Below are 19841 nucleotides of genomic sequence, written 5' to 3' on the forward strand. Positions count from 1 at the left end.
TCAGTCTCTATGCCTTTATTAACTCAGAATAAGTTATGTTAAAATTTAATGCAAATCTTCTCGCAGACCTATGTTTTTGCCGAAGTGTTACAAAGACCGCCCGGCTTCCTCCCATTTTATGCAGGGAACCGGGCGGTCTTAATTATGATGTTCTATCTTGTTTTCAACTTATTTGGAAGCTAATTCGCTCCGCCTTTGGAGAGCATAATATTGAGAATGGTCTTGTCAGTATCCGCCAGCCCTTCCTGAACCAAACGCTCCATGTTGCGGATGGTATCTTCCACCTCTTCGAAAATTACACCATCCTTGGTTGTAGGAGCAATGTTGTTCATAGCCAGTGTGGCTGCCTGGATCGCCGTATTAGTGGAGGTGGAAATCTTCAGCGCACAGGTAGAATTCGCACCGTCACAGATCATGCCTGACAAAGAAGCTATCGTATTCTGTATCCCATGCTTGATCTGCTCAAGACTGCCGCCCATGAGATAAATGATCCCGCTATTTGCTCCTACTCCCCCTGCAATCCCTGAACCACATAATGGGGACAAACGCCCGATATAATGTTTGATGTGCACAGTGACCAGATTGCTCAGTGCAAGCGCCCGAGCTAGCATTTCTTCATCTTTGTCCAGCAATTCCGCCAGAGCTATAACGGGAAGCGTACAGGCGATGCCTTGATTGCCACTGCCCGCAGTTGTCATCACAGGCATTGCACTGCCATCCATTCGAGCATCTGAAGCCGCTGCGGTAGCCGCGATAATTCTGTTCGCTACATCATTGCCGAACAGATTCACCGCTGATTGCTGATTCATTTTCTTACCTACTTGCAAGCCATAATCGCCTCGCAATCCCTCATCAGAGATCGCTTTGTTCATCCGCGCCCCTTCCAAGAGAAAGCTTAGGTCTGAAAAAGGAGCGGTACAGATAAACTCGAATATCTGGTCAACTGAGCCCGCATACTCTTCCGTGTCGAAAAGACCAGGCTTGCCACAGTCGGCTTTTGAATTCCGGGGTGTTATTTTCTCCCCGTCCAGAGCCAAATATTCTATATGGGTGTGCTCTCTGGCAATAATGGCAGTCGCCGTATGGTTCTGCGTAAACAACTGGGCTTCAATATATAATTTCTCAGGAGTGTCCTTTATCTCCACTTTTAGCAGCTTTCTATCCAGCAGGTCATTTGCCATCTTCAACTCAGCCTGCGTCAGACCTGACAGAATTTCCAGCTCCTTGTGAGAACGGCCGACCACCGCTCCAAGGGCTGCTGCGATGGGCAGGCCTGTCTGGCCTGTCCCGGGAATGCCCACTCCCATTGCATTTTTGATAATATTACCGCTGAGATGCAGCTGAATCCCCGTAATTTCTTCCTCGAGAAGCTCTGCCGCCAAGGAGACGGCATACGCAACTGCAATCGGCTCCGTACAGCCTTCTGCCGGCACGACTTCCTTGTGTAAAATTTCCAATAAGTTGCTCATGTATGCATTTCCCCCTTTTCTCTCGCTGTTGGACTTATTTATATATAGTAACTCAGAGAGAAGTTTCAGGGAATCCTTTTTCTTAGGAATCACTCCTTCATCCCCCTAATATAGTGTAGGAAAGAAAGGCGGGATGTACGTGAGTAAGCGGGATGAGCAAGAGCAAAGGGCGATCTTTCTAGCTGCAGTCTGCGGGCAAACCTATACACAATTTTCAAATATAGATGGAGTTTTCGTCATTCCATTAGATTATCAGCTATGTCATCCCATTGAAGCACAATCCTTCAATAATGTATGGGAACGTTTCGGCTTTATTTTGGAGTCTCCACAAGAGATTATTATCGCCTTTCGGGGAACCAGTACGACGACCAATTGGATATCCAACGTCCTCGCTTCACAGGAACGGTTCAAATATCTTAAAGAAGACTCTCTCACCCATCGTGGCTTCACCAACATTTATTCTTCAGCTCGGGACGGCATCTTCTCTGCGCTCTCCAAGCTATCTCCTGACAAGACCCTATACATTACGGGCCACAGCCTCGGTGGAGCGCTCGCCACCTTATGTACCTTAGATATTGCGGCAAATACCTCTTACACCTCACCTAACCTATATACTTATGGTTCCCCACGGGTAGGTGATCCGGACTTCGTTAATATTTTCAAACAATATGTGCGGAAGAGTTACCGGTATGCCAATCTTTTTGATGTTGTAACCTACGCACCTCCACATGTCTATAAGCTCCCCAAACGGGAAAAAAAGTATTATTACAATCATGTCCATACTTTTAACTCACTGTCTTTCCAGAATGGATCTACAAGTGGTAATCACGTAATCAGCAGCTATTTCGCCGAGCTCTCCAAGCTCCAACCGGAATTCGCTCAAGAATTATGTATAACGAACCCTGGATTCTGTCCACTCGTGGCTACGAAAGCAGAAGTATAATGTGAACACAAAAAGGAGGTGCCCAACAAGCCATATGCTGGCTGCCGGAACACCTCTTTTCTTCGTATGATTCGATGCCATCAGCAGTTACAAAGTCACTAACGGACTCCATTGACACTAACAGCAGTATATTTCCACTTTAAGAATTCCATCGGACCCCATGGACACTATTGGCATAAAAAACCCGTAATATAAGTCACTTTCTAACGAATAGCTGCACTGGAGTCCGAAACGCTGCCCAAAAGGCGATTATTTAGCAATTAACATCATCTGGGTCCGAAACCGGTACGAATGAAACTAGATCAGAATATAAAATAAACTAATACCACACCCAGGACTAACAGAATAAGTGAAACTATGTGCTGTTTCGTATGTTTTAGAAATTTCCAGTCGATAAACGACTGAAATCCTATTGCTACTATTATGACTACAATCCAAAACCACTTCATAACCGTACCCTCTGGGCCATCGGCAATTATTATCACAATCCCCGTAATTAATCCCACAAGTGCAAGTATAAGCTTCCCTTTTATATTAAGCTCATAACCGTCTTCAGGAAGTTTTTCTTTATCCGGGCCAACAATCCATATCCTTAGAAATAGGTTAGAAAAAGCAAGGATTATAAGTATAAGTCCAATTTTCACTTTCGTTCACCTCCACTCTTATATAGAATTCATTCGTATTTATTTCTGATCATTAGTTCTTTGATTTCTTTTAACTCATTTAATATTTCTTTTGATAGTTGCGTACTTCTAGAGTTATCGATGCCTACTTTAATCACGAATATTCCAAGCAACAAATAGATGATTAGCATTACGATGATCCCCAATTTACGTTCACTCCTCTTATTTTTGTATATTTCATTAAAGATATAGTTAGCATTAGATTAATATTATTCCCATGATACCATAATAAGGATATCTAATTAACACTCAGGAGCTTGCCGTTGGCTTGACAAATGATCAGTATATTCGATAAAATATACTATATCTTGATAATCAAGATAATTGGTATGCGAGAGTTTTTTCAATGCGGGAACACGATTAATCTTAACTGAAAAGAGGGAACACAATGGCAGTACTTATTCTATACGCTACAAAATCTGGAGCAACAGAACAATGTGCAAAAGTATTATCAGAAGAGCTACCTCAGAGCAAAATTTGCAATATAGAATTAGAGAAGCCGAATATCGAGGCATTTGATAGCATTATTTTAGGAGCAGGAGTAAGAGATGAAAAAATATATAAAGCCATTCGTGACTTTATCAAAAAAAATAAAGATGAGTTACTGACTAAGAAGATGGGCTACTACATTTGCAACGAGAAACCTAAGAAAACCGAAGAATTAATAGAGAAAAATTTCCCTGATGATCTGAAAGAAGCTGCGATTTGTATTGAATCTTTTGGAGGTTATAAGGCCTATAAGGCTCCAAAGGAAGGTACTGATCAGCTAAAAGGGATTTTGGTAGATAAAATAAGAGAATTCTCACAAAATTTCAAATAAAAAATCCTGTTACCAAGACGAAAATCTTGATAACAGGATTCTTTTTTTATATACGTTTATTGCGCCTTGAGGGTCACTTCAAACTTCGCACCGACATCACCTACAAATACAATTTTGCCGTTGCTAGGAAGTTTGACTTGTTTAAGACCGCTTATGGTGAAGTAATTCACACATACACCATTCTCATCATAGACGGCAAAAGAACTTTTGGTTGGCAGCTCTACTGTCATTATCTTACCTGTTGCCGTTTCAGGAACTCCATACCATCTAGCATATCCATCTGATTGGATAGTTACCATAGATTGCGGGCCTGCATAAATAGGTTTAACCGCATCTTGATGTATAAACAATTGATTGCCAATCTTTAAATACTCCACACCATTTTTCTCTTCAAAAATAAGATCCGCAAGATCGCGCCCAGCGATGGTTGGGATTTGCACGGTCATTTCTGCTTTATTAGGCCCAGTTATTTTATTCGAGCCCATATAACCAGGTGCGTCAGGGAACATAGCGATTCCAGCTACCGGCATACTCATGTAATATTGGGAGCTGTACTTCTCGCTGACATCAAAATACAATTTCCCTTGGCGCTGCTGCCATGCAGTAGTGACCTCTTGAGATAGGGCATTAGGTTCAAGCTTCTCAGCTGCATATTGGGTAACGGCAGTTTCACCAAGTCCTGGAATCACCCCATACCCTTGACTCCAAAGATAGATACGGCCATTGCTCTCCTTCACAAAGCTAACTTTACTTGTACCCTCTGCATCTAAGAATTCTCCGTTCGAATTATAGGAAAATTTCTGCGCCGGCATTGTAGGAGCTATAATTGAAGATATACTCAATTCCCCAGTTTTACTAACCTCTATCTTCATCAGTTGCGTAGAATCACCATAGACACCCGCATAGTTTAGCAATTCTTGCGGCATATCCTCTTTGTTCGAAGTTTTAAATGTAGGTGTAGCTTTCAGTTCCTTAATAACTCCCTTTTCCTGTAAAGCGCTGAGTAAAATTTCGTTGGCAAGCATCTGGTCCGTTGTACTTGATCCGCCAGAAGATATTACTGCTGCTGCCATCTGCTGCTCGGGCAGTACAACTAATGAGGTATGATACAGACCTGTATCTCCACCCTTTGTCAAAGCCTTGATTTCGTACTGGTTAAATGGATATAAGTTCACACTGTCCCAGCCTAATCCATAAGCTAACGAATTATCGGCTCCTTTAGGCCATATTCCAAGCTTATATTCCTCTTGTTCCATCGCTTTTACAGACTTTTCTGACAAAATGCCAGTCGATTGGCCTGTAAAAATAGTTGCAAAACGCACCAAATCCTCAGCAGTGGAATAGATACCACCTGTTCCAATCACGTTAATGGTTTCTTTAGGTAAAGCTGCTGAGTAGGTAGCATTATAGACACTAGCCAGCTGAGAAGAAGCTACAGAATCTACAGGCGTTTTCGTATGTTCAAGCCCTAGAGGTTCTGTGAAATTTTGATGAATGAATGTGGTAAAGTCCGTGCCACTGACCTTTTCAACAATCAACTCAGCCAACGTAAATCCATCATTACAATATACTGAGTAGGCGCCTGGATCGGCCTTCAGACGTTGTGTTGACAAAGTCTCTAGCAAACTATCTTTTGCAATAGGATCGGAATCATTAAATAAGAAAGAATTGGATAAGTTCGAGCCAGCAAGACCTGATGAATGATTCAACAGCATCCGTACAGTGATTTGCTTATAACGAGAATCTTCCATCGTAAAATTATTCAAATAAGATACGACTGAACCGTCCAAATCTACTTTTCCTTGCTCAACAAGCTTCATAATAGAAGCTGTTGTATACATTTTACTCGTCGAGCCAATACCATACATCGTTGTGACGCTTGGTGCTGTCTTACTCTCCACATGGCTAAATCCAGATTGACCGCTCACAACGATATTATCGCCATCAATAAGAGCATATTGGAGACTAGTCGTCCCCAGCTTCTCCGTTAAGAACGCCGCCTTCTCTGCTGCCACCTTCTGAGTGTTCACATACGTTTGCCCTTTGCTGCTATCCGCTGCTAAAACACTAGTAGGGACATACACCAATAGAAGCAATGCAACTAATAAGGATGCCAAATTTTTCTTCATACATAACCTCCCGATATGAAATCGTCATCCTTTAAAGGATAATTTATCCATGGAGTAATGTAAAGGAAGTTTATACTATTGGGATTATATATCTAATCTACTATTTCTACTTTATCTCCGATTCGAATTTCCCCTGTTTTGATTACAGAGGCATAGACTCCGAAATGCAAATCAAACTCTTTATGTAATTTTTTCAAAAGAACTGGGTCCTTCTGGAGACTATCCGGGTCCATCGTAATCACGACACATCTCTCACAAAAACTATCTACCTGTAGCTGTACATCCCCAATGTTGAGCCGGCGTCCAATCCAATCTCCTTCAAAAAGAGAATCATCATTCAGCGCGATAACAAAATTCCCGCGAAAACGACGTTGATCCAAGGAATGCCCCCAGGTTGCCTCCAGTTTTTTTAAGCTGGCATCCGTAATGAGTAGAATACTAGCGCCATCCACGGATAGGAGTTGCGGATGTTCTGGCTGTGGATGTGCAGCTTTTAGACCAGACATAGTGATTGGAGTTTTGGTTTGGCTTTGGATTTCTTCCAATAGATTATCATCCCATCCAAAGGTTCGCCCGTCTGATGCCGTTACATGGATTTGTCCATCTATAAATTGCGCTTGATAGGTAAGCATATTCGGTATATTTCTAGCGGTGATATATCTTCGCCAGCCCTCTTTTGACTCATCGTAAAAGGAGCAAAAACGGTCACCAAGCATTCCATACGGTTCAATCATACAGCTTTCTAATTTTTCACCCGCAAATGACTTGACCGGGTAACGATTAATTCCTTGAATTTCACCAACAACTGATAACATAATACAACGCCTCCACTTGTCTTAAAATGCAACGTATCTTCCTATTCTACCTGATTTTATTTAACTGTTGTATGAATATCTAATAACCCAGAAATTTTATATGTTTTATTGAGTTATATGTTTTATACTATGACTGTTAGACATATTGCATTTTGAAATAACACTCACTCCCCCATAAAGAAGAGAGGTAACCTGCTGTGCGGACAAATGATTTTCAAGGTTTTGACTTTGTTTTTACTCAAGCCGTGATGGGTATGGCCCTTATTTCGCTTGATGGAACGTTCCTAAAACTGAATTCAGCATTATGCGACCTCTTGGGGTATGATGAAACCGAATTAACGACACCCTCTCCAACCGTCCGTACCCTACTAGATCAGATTCATAAATTCAATTCATTAGGAAGTTCTCTTCCACCTACGAGCACTGATCCGCAGAGACTCGAAGTAGATTATTTCCATCCCACCGGACGCCGGTTATCTTTAAAGGTCTCCATATCTATCCTTCTGGGTGATAATGGTCAACCCATATATTATTTTACTCAATTCGAGAATAAAACCCTGATCAGGGAAATGGAGACTCAGCTTCAGGTTGTGAATTCCCATCTACTTGAAAAAGAGAGCTCTTTTCTACAGCTGCTGGAGGAACTGCCTCAGCCCGTGCTTATCACTAGGGGAGGGATTGTTCTGTATGCAAATTCGGCAGGTTTACAATTAATCCATGCGGAAAGCCTAGATCAAGTGCTTGGTCTATCGACTATGGATATTGTAGACTACTCTAATTATGAAATTCTCTCAGAACGAAGAAAGAAATTCAACACTGATAGAACAACAGGTTCTGTCTGCTACCTGATTAATTGTTTAAATAACCAGCAGAAATATGTAGATGGGATTACATTGCCGATCATTTATGAGGGAAACGAAGCCTACATTGGCATATTCAAAGATATATCCGAGCAAGTATTGGAAGATGAACGACTGATACAGTCCGAGAAATTATCCACAGCAGGACAGTTAGCAGCTGGAATCGCTCATGAAATACGGAATCCTCTTACAGCCATTAATGGCTTTATGAAGCTACTGCGCTCTTCCGAGCGGATGAATGATAAATATATTTCCATTATTGAGTCAGAATTGAAACGCATCGAGTTCATCGTCAACGAACTGCTTGTCTTATCTAAACCCCAAACCACTCATATTAGTAAACCAGTGGATTTATTGTCTTTGCTGGAACAAGTCACCACACTAATGAATGGACAAGCTGCCCTAAAAAATCTCAAGATCCTCCCTGTCTGTACTGATCAATCCATTTGGATCAATGGTGAGGCTTATCAGATGAAGCAGGTATTTATTAACTTACTTAAAAATGCGATGGAAGCAATGAATCATGGGGGAAACATCTATATTCATGTGCAAACCTATGACAGAGAAGCCCGAATCAGTGTGCAGGATGAAGGCTGTGGGATGACAGAGGAACAGATCAATGCCCTCGGCAAACCATTTTATACGACCAAAGAAACAGGAACAGGCTTAGGTTATATGATCACACAAAATATTATACATAATCATGGCGGAGCGATCTCTATAGAAAGTATTCTGGAGCAAGGAACAACTTTTACTGTGAGTATTCCAACGATCATTACACCTGAGGAACCTATCATGTAGAAGATGAGGTATCGCAACATCATGCAAGAATGCCCCTAATTTTCACATTATAATGGTTATACATAATTGGAAAAGAAGGTGCAGCAATGACTCGTGAAGTTCGAACAGTTGTTTTCGATCGTGACTTAAAATTTGAGGCCTATCGATTCGAAGGTATTATGCAGAAGTTTCCCAACCATTTTCATGACTATTATGTCATAGGTTTTATTGAACAAGGAAAAAGACATCTGCTATGTAACCAAGAAGAGCATATTCTTAACAGCGGAGATGTGGTCATCTTTAATCCGGCGGATCCCCATGCCTGTGAACAGATAGACGGGAGAACGCTTGACTATCGCTGCATCAATATTCAGCCGGAAGTCATGCGTGAGTATGTGCTAGAAATTACCGGCATAGACTACTTACCGCGGTTCACACACAATGTCCTCTACCAAAGTGAACTGTCGAGCCCTTTACACGATCTGCACCAAATGATATTAGAGGATCAATCCGATTTTCAAAAAGAAGAGTTGTTTCTATTTCTCCTTGAGCAGCTTCTGAGAGAATACACGGAGACAGAAACCCTCTGTCCCGCTCAAGAGCCTACTTCTGAAATTAAAATCATTTGCGAATACATAGAGTTACATTATGCGCAGAACATTACGCTGAACCAGCTAAGTGAATTGAGCGGCTTAAGTAAATATTACTTGCTGCGTTTATTTACCAGACAGAAAGGAATATCACCTTACCGTTACTTGGAAACTATTCGCATCAACCACGCCAAAAGGCTTTTAGAACAAGGAATATTGCCAATAGAAGTGGCCTCTCTAACCGGATTCAGTGATCAGAGCCATTTCACAAATTTTTTTAAAAGACTCATAGGCTTAACCCCTAAGCAATATATGCGTATATTTGTTCAACAAACGGGAGTAAAGTCATCAATGGAACTTACGAAATGATAAATCAACGCAAGATTAACACAGGACATCTGCTGGCATTGCTTACGATTTTAATCTGGGGAACCACCTTTATCTCCACAAAAATACTGTTAAAAGACTTTACGCCTGTGGAAATTCTGTTCTTCCGTTTTCTTATTGGGTACTTTGTACTGTTACTGATCTATTCACGTCCAATCCGAACTACATCCTTTAAAGAGGAATTACTCTTTATCTCAGCAGGTCTTTGTGGAGTCACGTTATATTTTCTTATAGAAAATATTGCCCTAGTCTATACCCTTGCATCCAATGTAGGTGTGATTGTCTCCATCGCTCCATTTTTCACGGCGGTTATCGCTCACTTCTTTTTAGAAGAAGAGAAATTTCATAGGCAGTTTTTTATAGGATTTTTGATAGCCTTGGCAGGAATTATATTAATTGGGCTGAACGGGAGTTATCTTCTGCCACTGAACCCCATCGGCGACTTGCTGGCATTGCTGGCACCTGTGGTTTGGGCAATATATTCAGTGTTGATGCGAAAAATAAGCCTACTAAAGGTTCATACTATAGGGGCTACCCGCAGAGTATTTTTCTATGGTCTGCTGTTTATGCTGCCTACTCTGTTTCTGTTTGATTTCCAGCTGGGTCTGAGTAGATTCAAAGAGATTTCAAATGTAGCTCACCTGCTTTTCTTAGGTCTGGGTGCCTCGGCACTGTGTTTTTTGACTTGGAATAAAGCTGTAGGGATTCTGGGGGCTGTAAAAACAAGTGTATACATCTATATTGTGCCTGTAATTACAGTGGCAGCTTCTGCCCTTGTTCTGAATGAAAAGATCACCTGGGCAATCCTGACGGGAACTTTTTTAACGCTCACCGGTTCATATATTTCCGAACGCAAACCTAAATAACCACACCATCTTTAACATTTAATAAAAAGAAGCCCCAGCAGCGTGATGCATACTGGAGCTTCTTTAAGTTTCATTCCATACTCAGAACAACGAGACAGGAATAAGCTTTCTTCCTCCCTTGATCAGGGTCGATTCCAGCATGTCCCCTTTGACGCCTCCAAAATAAAGCTGCCAATATACGCCAAAACGCACGCTGACATCATTCTTCACCAGCTCCGGCGGCGTAACAATCAGCCATTGGAATTTGAGTGCCTTGGAAATTTCGAAGACGGGGTCAAGCACGTTATTGGAGACCATTTCTCCGAAAGGATTGTCATATAAAAAGACCGTCCAGCCTTTATTCTCACGATTCACCCGTTTATGCGTCATGATCATCATTGCGACCAGCAGCTGTACAGATTGACGTTGCCCACCACTGCCGACTGCTTCATCCAGTGCGCCGCGATTAATAATCTCCCAGTCCGAATAATGATAATCTTCCGGTGCGGCGTAGAGGAAATAATTCTCCGTTACCGGTTTATACACTTGAAGTATCGGAAAGCGGTTCTGCAGCGCCGCATAGACAATTCGTCCGTCATTAATAACCTCTTTGATTACCAGCGCCGGCACTTGTTCTATCTTTGGATACTTTTTGAGCAATTCATTGATGCATTGATTGAAGTAGTCACTCACCATCGGCTCTACCTCATCGCTTGTTCTTGGCACATTGATATTCTTGTAATTCAGACGTACCAGCGGGAAGGCATAATTATTCTCGTTATGAATAATCATCCGGCGTTCCATTCGCTTCATAATATCAATGATTTGTACCACTCGTAGAGATGCCCGGCCAACCCACATCTTGCGGGAGAGATCCATGCCTTCCTTATCGCTTTGAATGCTCTCGATCTGATCGCGCGAACTGCGTAGCATGGAATCTAGGACTTGCAGTGCAATGGCGAAATTATCCCAATGGACCGTATTCAATCGATCTAGAATCTTGGTCTCCAGTTCGGAATTCCGTTCATTTTTCGCAAGTTTTTCGGTTAAGGAATTTTTCTCTTCCTTCACCTTTTTGGAGATCTCATCCTGTCTAATCCGGCTATCCTTAATGCGGAGAAGCCAGTCGGCTACTAGAGGCTCGCAGCTTTCTCTAACCCTCAGCGTTATTTCTTCTGGCACACTCCGTAGGTTGACGCGATCCTCAATATGCGCGTTCATTATTTTGATTTGATTGGATAAAGTCTGAAGGAGGACATCGATTCGGTCCAAGGATCTTTTACACTGATTAAGCATAAGCTCATTCGCTTGGCAGCGCTCCTGAATTTCTGTCTCCTTAACCCCTAGCGCCTCATTCCAAAGCTCCACGGCACGTTCATGTTTCTCTTTGATCCCCTTCTCTACTTTGCGCAACTCTTTCTGCAAGTTCTCCAATTCAGTCTGGCAGCGGATGTAACCGTCGTGAACAATCTGATAGTCTTCCTCCAACGAAGTAGTATCCGTCTTTTGGCGATTTCTTGCAGCCATAATGGTCTCGGACGTTTCCGTAGGTTCGGTCGCCTTCCGCCAATTCACATCCACTTGATTCAGGCTGGATTCAAGCTCAGCCAGATTCTCGCTTGCTGCTTTAATCTGTGCAGCTCTTGTCCGAACTTCCAGTTCATTTTCAGTTAATGATTGCTGTAGACTTTCCACGGTACTAAGCTGCTGCAATAGAAGATTCTGCTCTACAGGATCTACAGGTATGACTTCTCCTTCATCAGAAAGCTGGGGATCTGTTGGGAAAACAATCTCAGGAAACCATCGTTGCAGTCTAGGGAACATCGCATATTCGGTTTCTCTCGTCCATTTATTGCGTTGTCCACTCAAGCTTTCCATTTGCACCTTTAGGTGTTCAAGCTGCTGATCTTTACCTGCTAACTCTTTGCTCACCAGATTCTTTCGTTCGATTATTTTTTGTTTTTCCTTATAATCTTGTTCCTGTTTCTTCGTCCGTTCAATCCAAGCTTGCAGAACCCCCGCTCTCTGCTCATGCTCCACACTTAGAACTTTGTTCTCAGCGAGCTCCCGTCCGATCCGGGTAAGCGTCCCTTCGTTCTCATCCATCTCATTGCTCAGATTGTTAATGCTCTGCTGAAGTTCAGCCTGCAGTTTAATAAGGGCATCATGCTTGGCTGTAAGCGTCATGGTATTCTCAGTTTGGAATAAACGGTCATATTCTTGACGCACCGATTTTAACTTAGATAAATAAGCTTCAGAGTCCTGAAGGATCTGCTCCTGTTCTTTGAGCTTCCCCTGAATACTGCTCTTCCAATCCTGGAAACGATCCGGCTGCAACACCATTTGCGGCCCTTGATTCGCAAAAAGCATGAAGGATGCTTGATGCGAAGCTGCCATCTCTTCACGGATAAAGATCGGCACCGCTGATTTAAGCAAGGTGTCCTTCATCAGTTCCGGCTGAATTTTATCAGCTTCGCGCCGGGTCATAATCAAACTATATGGAAGTAACGGATATTGCTCCAGTTCTTCCTCACGTTCAAGATACGGACGGTCATTTAAGTAGGAACTACCTAGCGTTGATTGAATCTTTAACGAATCGAGTGTATCTTTGACCGTCAGAATATCTGAATTGGGTAGCCAGTAGGATTGGTTCTGAAGTTCCACATCCATGAGCTGATTATAGTAATCCCTTCTGGAACGTTTAGTCTGTTGCTCTACTTCATCTATTTTTCGGATAAAACGTGCCGGGATAACATCTTGTTCTTCAAAAAGGCCGGTAGCTCCTAAACGATTATGCTCCTCATACATTTCCAGCAGGACAACGAGCTGTGACCATAACTGGGATTCTTTCTGAGTCTGTGACTCAAGCAGAACCCCAAGCTCGTCCGCTTCACGCTCATAAGAACGCCGTTTCTCACTCAGCTCAGCATGACTCTTATGCAGTGCCAGCTTCCGAATCTCTTCCTGCTTGTGCTGTTCTTCCAAGTCTCCAATGTCTTGAAGAATCGTTTTGGCCGCTGAGATCGTACGCTGCAGGGCAGCTGCCGGAGAATGGGCGGCATCCTGCCCATATTGGGCTGCGAATGCTCCGAGTTCTTCCGTGTATTGCCGAATAGATAAGGTCAAATCATTGATCTGATTATCCAGCCCGGCCAGCTCCACCAAGAAACTTTCCCTTTCCTTGCGCAATCTTCTCTCTTCCACCGTTAGGTCTTGCTGTGCTGTCCCAAACTCTCTGATCGTTTGCTGCCAGAGATTAAACACCACATCCCACTGTTTCCGCAGCTGTTCCTTGGCTGCCTGAATGACCTCTTGCCGTTCTTTCATCTCCAGAGAACCTTCGATAGCTTGAATTTCTTTTTGCCACTGCTCAATTTGCCGGGTATGGAGCAACCGTTTAGCCAGAAAATAAGCTACTTCAAGCTTCTTCTCTTGCGCTTTGGAATCCTCCAGCCGACCACGCGCACGGCTCTGATCATCACTGAGCTTCTTAAACTCTTCTTGCTTCAGTTCCGTTTCTTCCTTGCTGCGTAAGTATTTAAGATTGTCTGTCTCAAAGCGCAATTGCTTCGCATCCTGATAACGTCCAGCCAGTTCATCAGCAATCTTACTTCGCTCAACTTCTGCATTTCTCTGCTCTTCATAGATAACCGTATAGATTTGGCGTCCACGTAATTCCGTTTCTTGAACTACGTTTTCTGCTTCCACGCCTAGTTTTACCAGCTCATAAAGTGGTGCAGCCATACTAAGAAACTCTGTATAGACCTGCTCCCGCTGTTCAAGCATCGGCAAGCGCTGAGCCACTGTTGCTGTATCGATAAACATCCGCTGCAGCGTATTGTCGTCTTCCTTTAATCCTTCATTCAGACTAGATCCGATTTCAGGAATAATCAGCTTTTCGAACAAGTTATGATTGGTGAAGGCATCATTCTTTTTAAAATAACCTTTGATACCGCCCTCTTCACCATTGATCCGCCGCATATTACGCCACTCGGCGATATGGATATCCCGGGTAGCCAGGAAGTCATAATATCTTTTCAAATCCGAGCTATGGCTGCCAAAAGGTACAATCTCTCCCCGCCGATCGCGCACAAATTGCTGGATCGTTTCAAAACTCGTAGGTTCAGCAGTCACCTCGTCAAATAACGGCAACGTTGATAGCGTAAGTTCAGCCGCTTCACCGTAATCTGTAAGTGCGTACAGCAAGTAATCCACTTTGATATCCTGCTGATCAAGCGAATTATGTGCCGTCATAGCGATTCCCGTGGTCATATACTCATTGCGCTCATTGTTGTCGAGATGCCATTCGATAGCTACGTGAAAAGTGTACGGTTTAAGTTGTTTTTTATGATTATGAAAGAATGCCTCAACCTGGTTCTCACTGTCTTTGCCCCATGGTGTTTTGGGCATCAATAGCTGGAAAATGGATTGCAGCAGTACGCCCTTTCCACCGCCATTCATGAGCGTAATAAGCGTATTAGCGGGTCCCTCTTCGTTACAGAGGTCCAGAATCATGTCGTCGTATTTCTTGAGCATCTTCTCGTATTTAAGTCCTGTAATTCGTATGCGTTCAATCCGCGGCATAGGTAGCACCGTCTTTCTCAGCTAAAGTTCTTCCAATGAGGCTCTTTAATTCCTGGTATCGATCGACATCATGATATAAATAACGCATTCTCTCATAAAGCTCTTCCCGAGGAAAGATACGCTTCTCTGTCTCAGAGATGAATACGAGCTTCTCCTCCTCCAGAAGTTTCATGCCTTCATGAATCAGCCCAATTCGTGAGCCTGCGCCTCTGGTCAGAAGATCACTCTCTTCCTGACTCTTAGTCTGCATGTAAAGACTGGTCCATACCTTAAACATCGCTTGGATATCAAGCTGCCACTGCTGGCTGAATCGTCCTTCCTCATCCATCTGAATCCACGTCTGAAAGAGAGAGGACACTTGATCAGCAATTTGAATATAGGACATACTGTCCTGCCCAGACTTAAAATGAGTCTCATCCTGATCCATTTCGGCCAGAAAAACCAGAATAATAATATTGATAATATGTAAGTGAGTTTTACGCTCAACACGTGAATATTTGTTCTTCAACTGGGTGAAGTTGGTTGCAAACACTGATCCCAGCGGATTAACTAGCAGATGGAGACGGTGCCCGGAATTCATCACCCGACAGCCCCCTTCTTTAGCAACGTACTGAAGTGCATCATAAGTTCCTGCATCCTGAAGGCATTCTGCCGCTGCAGGGTCATCGAGAGGAATTACTTTTTTACGGAGCAATTCAAAAAATAGCCGCGAAGCTTGCTGTACCTGTTCTAATGTATAACTCATGTTAGTAACTTCTCACCTCTCCACGATCGTAATCATATATGGACTCATATCCAGACCAGGACACCGTACCCTTGAGGCTGGTTCTGGAGCAATGCTCGTCCGCAGCGTTTTGCCGCGTAAACTCTCCAACAGAAGATCTTCCGCAAGCACATATTGGATTAGCTGTTGGCATTCATCAGAAACGCCGCTACCACCTTCTGGTGCCTGTTCCTGCACTAAAATATCTGTATGAAAAAACTGCACCCACAGATCAACAGCATCCGGTGTGTTAGCCCACCCTGTTAGTTCTTCGGCGGAAAAAGCGTCTGCAGTAAAGGTAAAGCTTCCCTGCTCAGCCAAGGCAGCAAAAACCGGCATCCACAGCTCCACTACTTTTCTCCATGGAATACCTTTAGGAATATATTGAACAGGCTCAGTGTCCACCTCATCTTCGAAATCATCCATCATTAAGTCGGGGATAAACCCTACCTCTTGTTCCTCCCAAGCCCAAGGAAGCGGATAAACGAAGTCCTGATTCGGAGCGAATAATCCGCTGAGCAGCAGTTCAAGACTGTCACCGCTTGGCAGACCCTCCTCTTTCACCCATTCCTCCCATACATGTGTACGGAAGTTAAACCCGGCTGCTCCCCAGAATAATTCAGGGAAGTTCAACCTTAAATTGGTCTCCATCTCAAAAATATTCAACACTACCTCAGCCAGCTCATCGTGTACACGCCTAGAAAGCTCGACTCGTTCAGAGAGAATACGGATCTCATTGAAGTCGATCACGTCTTTCTCATCATTGGCCAGCCGGGCCAGAGAACGGTGAATACTGTCAAAATGTTTGCGTTCCTCCTCGAACTGATGATGAATCTCTTCGAGTCGCTGATGCCGAGCTACTCCGAATTCACTAAAAATATGCTTCGGATTGCGGCGTAACGCATTGCGGTATTCTTGCTGTTGCTGAGTCATCTTACGGACACGGGAGATCAGTTCATTAACATCCTGAAGAGCCCGAGTTACGCGCCCATGCTTAATATGCATTTGAATCTCGAGCAGTTTGATGCTGATCTGAAATTCATCAATAATCTCATGGCTCATAAAAATGAGCTCCATTGCATATTCAGAGAGACGATAGATGGTTCTGCCGTTCTCTTCCCAACTGCTGCGAGTCGCATCCTCGTCCACTGTGAAATACTTATATTTCTGCACGGACATTTGCCGGGTCACATCATCATAGAAAAAGGATTCGAAATCCCCACCATTCCCGCTCCACAATAAACCGTCCACGAGACGCTCTACGGATTCGGTAGTCCCAAGATTGGCGATATTAAAACGTTCCAGCGCAGTCCAAGTAAGCTCAATAATATCCTCTTTGGATCTTCTCTCATTCGATTCTAGCTCCAGATAATAGACTTGCAGCAGAACGCTTAAAGATACCATTTCTTTGTAAGGTTGGATTTCGCCAAGGTTCATGCCAGCCCCCAAATTCCACAGGGGATTCAATCGTTTGTTTCGTTCGCCAAAATCCGACCAATTCATCTTTCTGCTAACCTCGCCATCACTTCATAATTTAAAATTTCCTGCGGAACTCTCCGATCCTCTTTTCCCTGTACGGACAACCCCATACTTGTTCTCGATCACCCTCACTAAAAGAAATAAAACCCCTATACATCCTGTATAGGGTTCTGAAGCACGGGAATATATGTTTCTATTATAACAATCCTACAAAGGTTATGCTATTTTTGTTAAACAAAATAATTGATTCTAGCCGGATGACAAAAGATCGCAGAATTACAGGGAGAAATTCCCTGATTTTTCTGTTGAAACTTCATTAACCCTTATAGACTCCGCAAAAAAAAGACTGCCCCAAAAACCATGAAATGGCTGAATGGGACCGCCCTTTTTTATTAACTACTCGGCAACTCCTGGCGTAAACGCCATACAATACTGCTCAAGTGTGCTATTAGGTAGAGGAATGACCTTAACCGTAAGGAACTGATAATGCTCATAAATGGGCAAATTGCTCGGTGTCTGTGTCTCTAACGTACATAACGTATTGCTCATACGACATTCCGCGAGTAGCGGTGTCATGATTTTTGATACATATCCTTGACCTTGATATTGATCCTGCACTGCAAGCATATCCAAATGTTTATACTTCTGATCCCCAAACATTGATAACCACAAGGAACTCATACTACGCAAAATAGATAAACCACGTATAAATCCTCGCACCCCAATGATTCGGCAAATCGGCAATGACTTAATTATCGCAAGGACTATCTGTTTCATATACCTGACGTTCGAAATCACTGTCCCTGTCTGACGCTCCGAATGGAACACTAAAGCCACTGCTTCAAAGTTAGTAGAAGTCGTTAGTAAATCCGAATATGGATACAACATCTCAATGTAACGATGAAAAAAAATATTCAACACGCGTAATCGGGTTGATTCATCAGGCAAGATATGCTGATATAACGGATCATTTTTGGCAAATGCTTCGGCCAGAACACTGGCTGCTCTTGGAATATCATGCTGCTGAATTTTTAGTAATGTACTACAAATAGTTCCACCTCATTTAATAGTCTTATGAATTAGTATAACTCGTCCAATTGAATATGGCACGATGGTTCTATTGTCATTTCTTTATTGAATACGATATGATTGAAAAGATTACAAAAATACTGGGAGGTAAAATGGAAGATATTATACTGTGGCTTAAATACTTGTTTCTAGGGTTTGTTCAAGGGGCAACTGAGCCAATCCCCGTCTCTTCGAGCGGCCATTTGATCATCGCACAGAAATTGCTAGGCTTAAAACAAAATGGGCTATCATTTGAAATTTTAACAAATACGGCTTCACTAATTGCGATTTGTTTTATTTTCCGCAAAGATATCGGAAGATTGATCACTGGATTCGTTCAATTTATTCTGACCCGCAAAGAGGAATATAAGTCGGATTTCCTCTTCTCTTTGTACATCATCATCGGTACCTTGCCTGCGGTAATTGTTGCCTTACTCTTCAAGGATCAGATTGAGGATATCTTCTCGTCGGTTCATACCGTATCCATCGCCTTGCTTGTTACAGGGGTAGCTTTATGGTTGATCCGTAACCTTCGCGGACGTAAACAAGATGGTGACTTAAAAGCGAAGGATGCAGTTATAGTCGGACTTGCCCAAGCAGTCGCCCTTATTCCTGGGATAAGCCGTTCTGGTGCAACTGTCATCTCTTCCATCGCTGTGGGAATGAAGCAAGAAACTGCTTTACGCTTTTCTTTTATGCTTTATATTCCTGTCAGTTTGGGCGGACTCGTTATGGGCGCATCTGATATTGCCCACGATCCTAACCGCTCGCAGCTAGCCATTCCATACTTGATTGCATTTATTACTACACTTATCGTCACTTATTTCTCCATGCGTTGGTTTATGGGGATTATGGCTAAAGGTAATTTGAAGTATTTCTCTTATTACTGCTTCTTAGCTGGGATACTTCTCCTCATCTTTATGTAAGACATAACTTCAATTAAAAAACCTCATGACAATCTCTGAGATCACAGAGAGAGCATGAGGTTTTTTTGTACTATTTCAACATGGATATTACTTCATCGCTCGACCGGATCTTACCTATGCGAGGGAAGATAGTTTTGCATACATAATCATGTTCTTCTTTAGCCATCGCGGTCATAGCATCTTCTACAAAAACTTGATGATAACCAAGCTGATAAGCTTCTCTAGCAGTAGTATCCACACCAATCGAGGTAGAAATACCACATAATACGATCGTGTCTATTCCGCGGCGTCGTAACTGCAAATCAAGATCAGTACCGAAAAATGCCCCCCACTGCCGTTTGGTAATCAGATGTGCATTTTTGATATTCGCTAATTCTGGTACGATGTTGTCCCAACCTTCTGGATAGGTCACGGAATTCATTTTCAAATCAGTTTTAGGTTTAAGCATATCTTGCCCATCTAGCCATGACACCCTCACCAAAACAACAAATCCTCCTTTCTCCGTAAAGGATTGGGCTAATTTGCTGGCATTCTCAACCACCTGAGCACTTGTATGCGGTCCCTGCTTTGGACTGTGGACAATTCCCTGCTGCAAGTCGATCACGACTAGCACCGTTTTACTTGCCTCAATACTTTCAGATGCTAAGCTTGTTAATTCTTCCATTGTCTTCTCTCCGATTACTATCAATTTTTGTATACT

Annotated in this window: 15 protein-coding genes; 6 read left to right on the top strand and 9 right to left on the bottom strand. The window is 42.9% G+C overall.

Features of this window, described 5'->3' with window-relative positions; genetic code table 11:
• Window positions 1-179: 179 nt before the first annotated feature.
• Window positions 180-1469: an L-serine ammonia-lyase, iron-sulfur-dependent, subunit alpha gene (locus tag NST25_RS19790; protein ID WP_339187662.1), complete on the bottom strand. Its 1290-nt coding sequence runs from the start codon at window positions 1467-1469 to the stop codon at window positions 180-182.
• A 133-nt stretch (window positions 1470-1602) separates the two neighbouring features.
• Between NST25_RS19790 and NST25_RS19795 the strand changes: the two genes are divergently transcribed.
• Window positions 1603-2412 carry a lipase family protein gene (locus NST25_RS19795; RefSeq protein ID WP_076127292.1) on the top strand — a complete coding sequence of 270 codons (810 nt, stop codon included), beginning with the start codon at window positions 1603-1605 and terminating at the stop codon, window positions 2410-2412.
• 302 nt (window positions 2413-2714) lie between these two features.
• On the opposite strand, the gene NST25_RS19800 is transcribed toward NST25_RS19795, so the two are convergent.
• Window positions 2715-3056, bottom strand: a complete 342-nt coding sequence (locus tag NST25_RS19800; RefSeq protein ID WP_076127294.1) for a DUF4181 domain-containing protein — start codon at window positions 3054-3056, stop codon at window positions 2715-2717.
• A gap of 427 nt (window positions 3057-3483) precedes the next feature.
• On the opposite strand from NST25_RS19800, the gene NST25_RS19805 reads away from it, so the two are divergent.
• The gene (locus NST25_RS19805; RefSeq protein ID WP_076190655.1) at window positions 3484-3915 is read left to right on the top strand and encodes a flavodoxin domain-containing protein; all 432 of its coding nucleotides are present in this window, start codon (window positions 3484-3486) and stop codon (window positions 3913-3915) included.
• Window positions 3916-3971: 56 nt separating this feature from the next.
• Here NST25_RS19805 and NST25_RS19810 read toward each other — a convergent pair whose 3' ends face one another.
• Together NST25_RS19810 and NST25_RS19815 are read right to left on the bottom strand one after the other, a co-directional pair.
• Entirely contained in the window at window positions 3972-6044 is a 2073-nt protein-coding gene (locus tag NST25_RS19810; RefSeq protein WP_339187665.1) for a serine hydrolase domain-containing protein, read from the bottom strand.
• 92 nt (window positions 6045-6136) lie between these two features.
• Window positions 6137-6859, bottom strand: a complete 723-nt coding sequence (locus NST25_RS19815) for an MOSC domain-containing protein (RefSeq protein WP_076276121.1) — start codon at window positions 6857-6859, stop codon at window positions 6137-6139.
• Between the two features lie 197 nt (window positions 6860-7056).
• Between NST25_RS19815 and NST25_RS19820 the strand changes: the two genes are divergently transcribed.
• The 3 genes from NST25_RS19820 to NST25_RS19830 all read left to right on the top strand — a co-directional run bounded on the left by NST25_RS19820 (window position 7057) and on the right by NST25_RS19830 (window position 10342).
• Complete coding sequence (locus NST25_RS19820) at window positions 7057-8520, top strand: ATP-binding protein (RefSeq protein WP_256720974.1); 1464 nt, start codon at window positions 7057-7059, stop codon at window positions 8518-8520.
• A gap of 86 nt (window positions 8521-8606) precedes the next feature.
• Entirely contained in the window at window positions 8607-9458 is an 852-nt protein-coding gene (locus NST25_RS19825) for an AraC family transcriptional regulator (RefSeq protein ID WP_076218426.1), read from the top strand.
• A complete protein-coding gene (locus NST25_RS19830; protein WP_256720981.1) occupies window positions 9458-10342 on the top strand; it encodes a DMT family transporter in 885 nt (294 codons plus the stop codon). The genes NST25_RS19825 and NST25_RS19830 overlap by 1 nt, the downstream gene beginning before the upstream one ends.
• A gap of 81 nt (window positions 10343-10423) precedes the next feature.
• Here the strand turns inward: NST25_RS19830 and NST25_RS19835 are convergent, their stop codons facing one another.
• The 4 genes from NST25_RS19835 to NST25_RS19850 form a co-directional block, all read right to left on the bottom strand.
• Window positions 10424-14905 (bottom strand): hypothetical protein, encoded by a 4482-nt coding sequence (locus NST25_RS19835; protein ID WP_340392307.1) that lies wholly within the window; start codon window positions 14903-14905, stop codon window positions 10424-10426.
• Window positions 14892-15650 carry a DUF6063 family protein gene (locus tag NST25_RS19840; RefSeq protein ID WP_076190642.1) on the bottom strand — a complete coding sequence of 253 codons (759 nt, stop codon included), beginning with the start codon at window positions 15648-15650 and terminating at the stop codon, window positions 14892-14894. The genes NST25_RS19835 and NST25_RS19840 overlap by 14 nt, the downstream gene beginning before the upstream one ends.
• Window positions 15651-15662: 12 nt before the next feature.
• A complete protein-coding gene (locus tag NST25_RS19845; protein WP_143761875.1) occupies window positions 15663-17171 on the bottom strand; it encodes a hypothetical protein in 1509 nt (502 codons plus the stop codon).
• A gap of 372 nt (window positions 17172-17543) precedes the next feature.
• Window positions 17544-17924, bottom strand: coding sequence for a GNAT family N-acetyltransferase (locus NST25_RS19850; protein ID WP_339187675.1), 381 nt, complete (start codon window positions 17922-17924; stop codon window positions 17544-17546).
• A 404-nt stretch (window positions 17925-18328) separates the two neighbouring features.
• Here NST25_RS19850 and NST25_RS19855 point away from each other — a divergent pair, with 404 nt between their 5' ends.
• Window positions 18329-19141, top strand: coding sequence for an undecaprenyl-diphosphate phosphatase (locus NST25_RS19855; RefSeq protein WP_036688882.1), 813 nt, complete (start codon window positions 18329-18331; stop codon window positions 19139-19141).
• Between the two features lie 70 nt (window positions 19142-19211).
• On the opposite strand, the gene NST25_RS19860 is transcribed toward NST25_RS19855, so the two are convergent.
• Window positions 19212-19805 (bottom strand): hydrolase, encoded by a 594-nt coding sequence (locus NST25_RS19860; RefSeq protein WP_076182991.1) that lies wholly within the window; start codon window positions 19803-19805, stop codon window positions 19212-19214.
• Between the last annotated feature and the right edge of the window lie 36 nt (window positions 19806-19841).

It is taken from the genome of Paenibacillus sp. FSL E2-0190, assembly GCF_037992965.1.
GTDB classification, from domain to species: Bacteria; Bacillota; Bacilli; order Paenibacillales; family Paenibacillaceae; genus Paenibacillus_AQ; species Paenibacillus_AQ odorifer.

Bases quoted from the DNA above. Each gene is read 5' to 3' on its own strand.
- NST25_RS19790 (WP_339187662.1), bottom strand. From the start codon at position 1,469: ATGAGCAACTTATTGGAAATTTTACACAAGGAAGTCGTGCCGGCAGAA.
- NST25_RS19795 (WP_076127292.1), top strand. From the start codon at position 1,603: ATGTACGTGAGTAAGCGGGATGAGCAAGAGCAAAGGGCGATCTTTCTA.
- NST25_RS19805 (WP_076190655.1), top strand. From the start codon at position 3,484: ATGGCAGTACTTATTCTATACGCTACAAAATCTGGAGCAACAGAACAA.
- NST25_RS19810 (WP_339187665.1), bottom strand. From the start codon at position 6,044: ATGAAGAAAAATTTGGCATCCTTATTAGTTGCATTGCTTCTATTGGTG.
- NST25_RS19815 (WP_076276121.1), bottom strand. From the start codon at position 6,859: ATGTTATCAGTTGTTGGTGAAATTCAAGGAATTAATCGTTACCCGGTC.
- NST25_RS19825 (WP_076218426.1), top strand. From the start codon at position 8,607: ATGACTCGTGAAGTTCGAACAGTTGTTTTCGATCGTGACTTAAAATTT.
- NST25_RS19835 (WP_340392307.1), bottom strand. From the start codon at position 14,905: ATGCCGCGGATTGAACGCATACGAATTACAGGACTTAAATACGAGAAG.
- NST25_RS19840 (WP_076190642.1), bottom strand. From the start codon at position 15,650: ATGAGTTATACATTAGAACAGGTACAGCAAGCTTCGCGGCTATTTTTT.
- NST25_RS19845 (WP_143761875.1), bottom strand. From the start codon at position 17,171: ATGAATTGGTCGGATTTTGGCGAACGAAACAAACGATTGAATCCCCTG.
- NST25_RS19850 (WP_339187675.1), bottom strand. From the start codon at position 17,924: ATGAAACAGATAGTCCTTGCGATAATTAAGTCATTGCCGATTTGCCGA.
- NST25_RS19855 (WP_036688882.1), top strand. From the start codon at position 18,329: ATGGAAGATATTATACTGTGGCTTAAATACTTGTTTCTAGGGTTTGTT.
- NST25_RS19860 (WP_076182991.1), bottom strand. From the start codon at position 19,805: ATGGAAGAATTAACAAGCTTAGCATCTGAAAGTATTGAGGCAAGTAAA.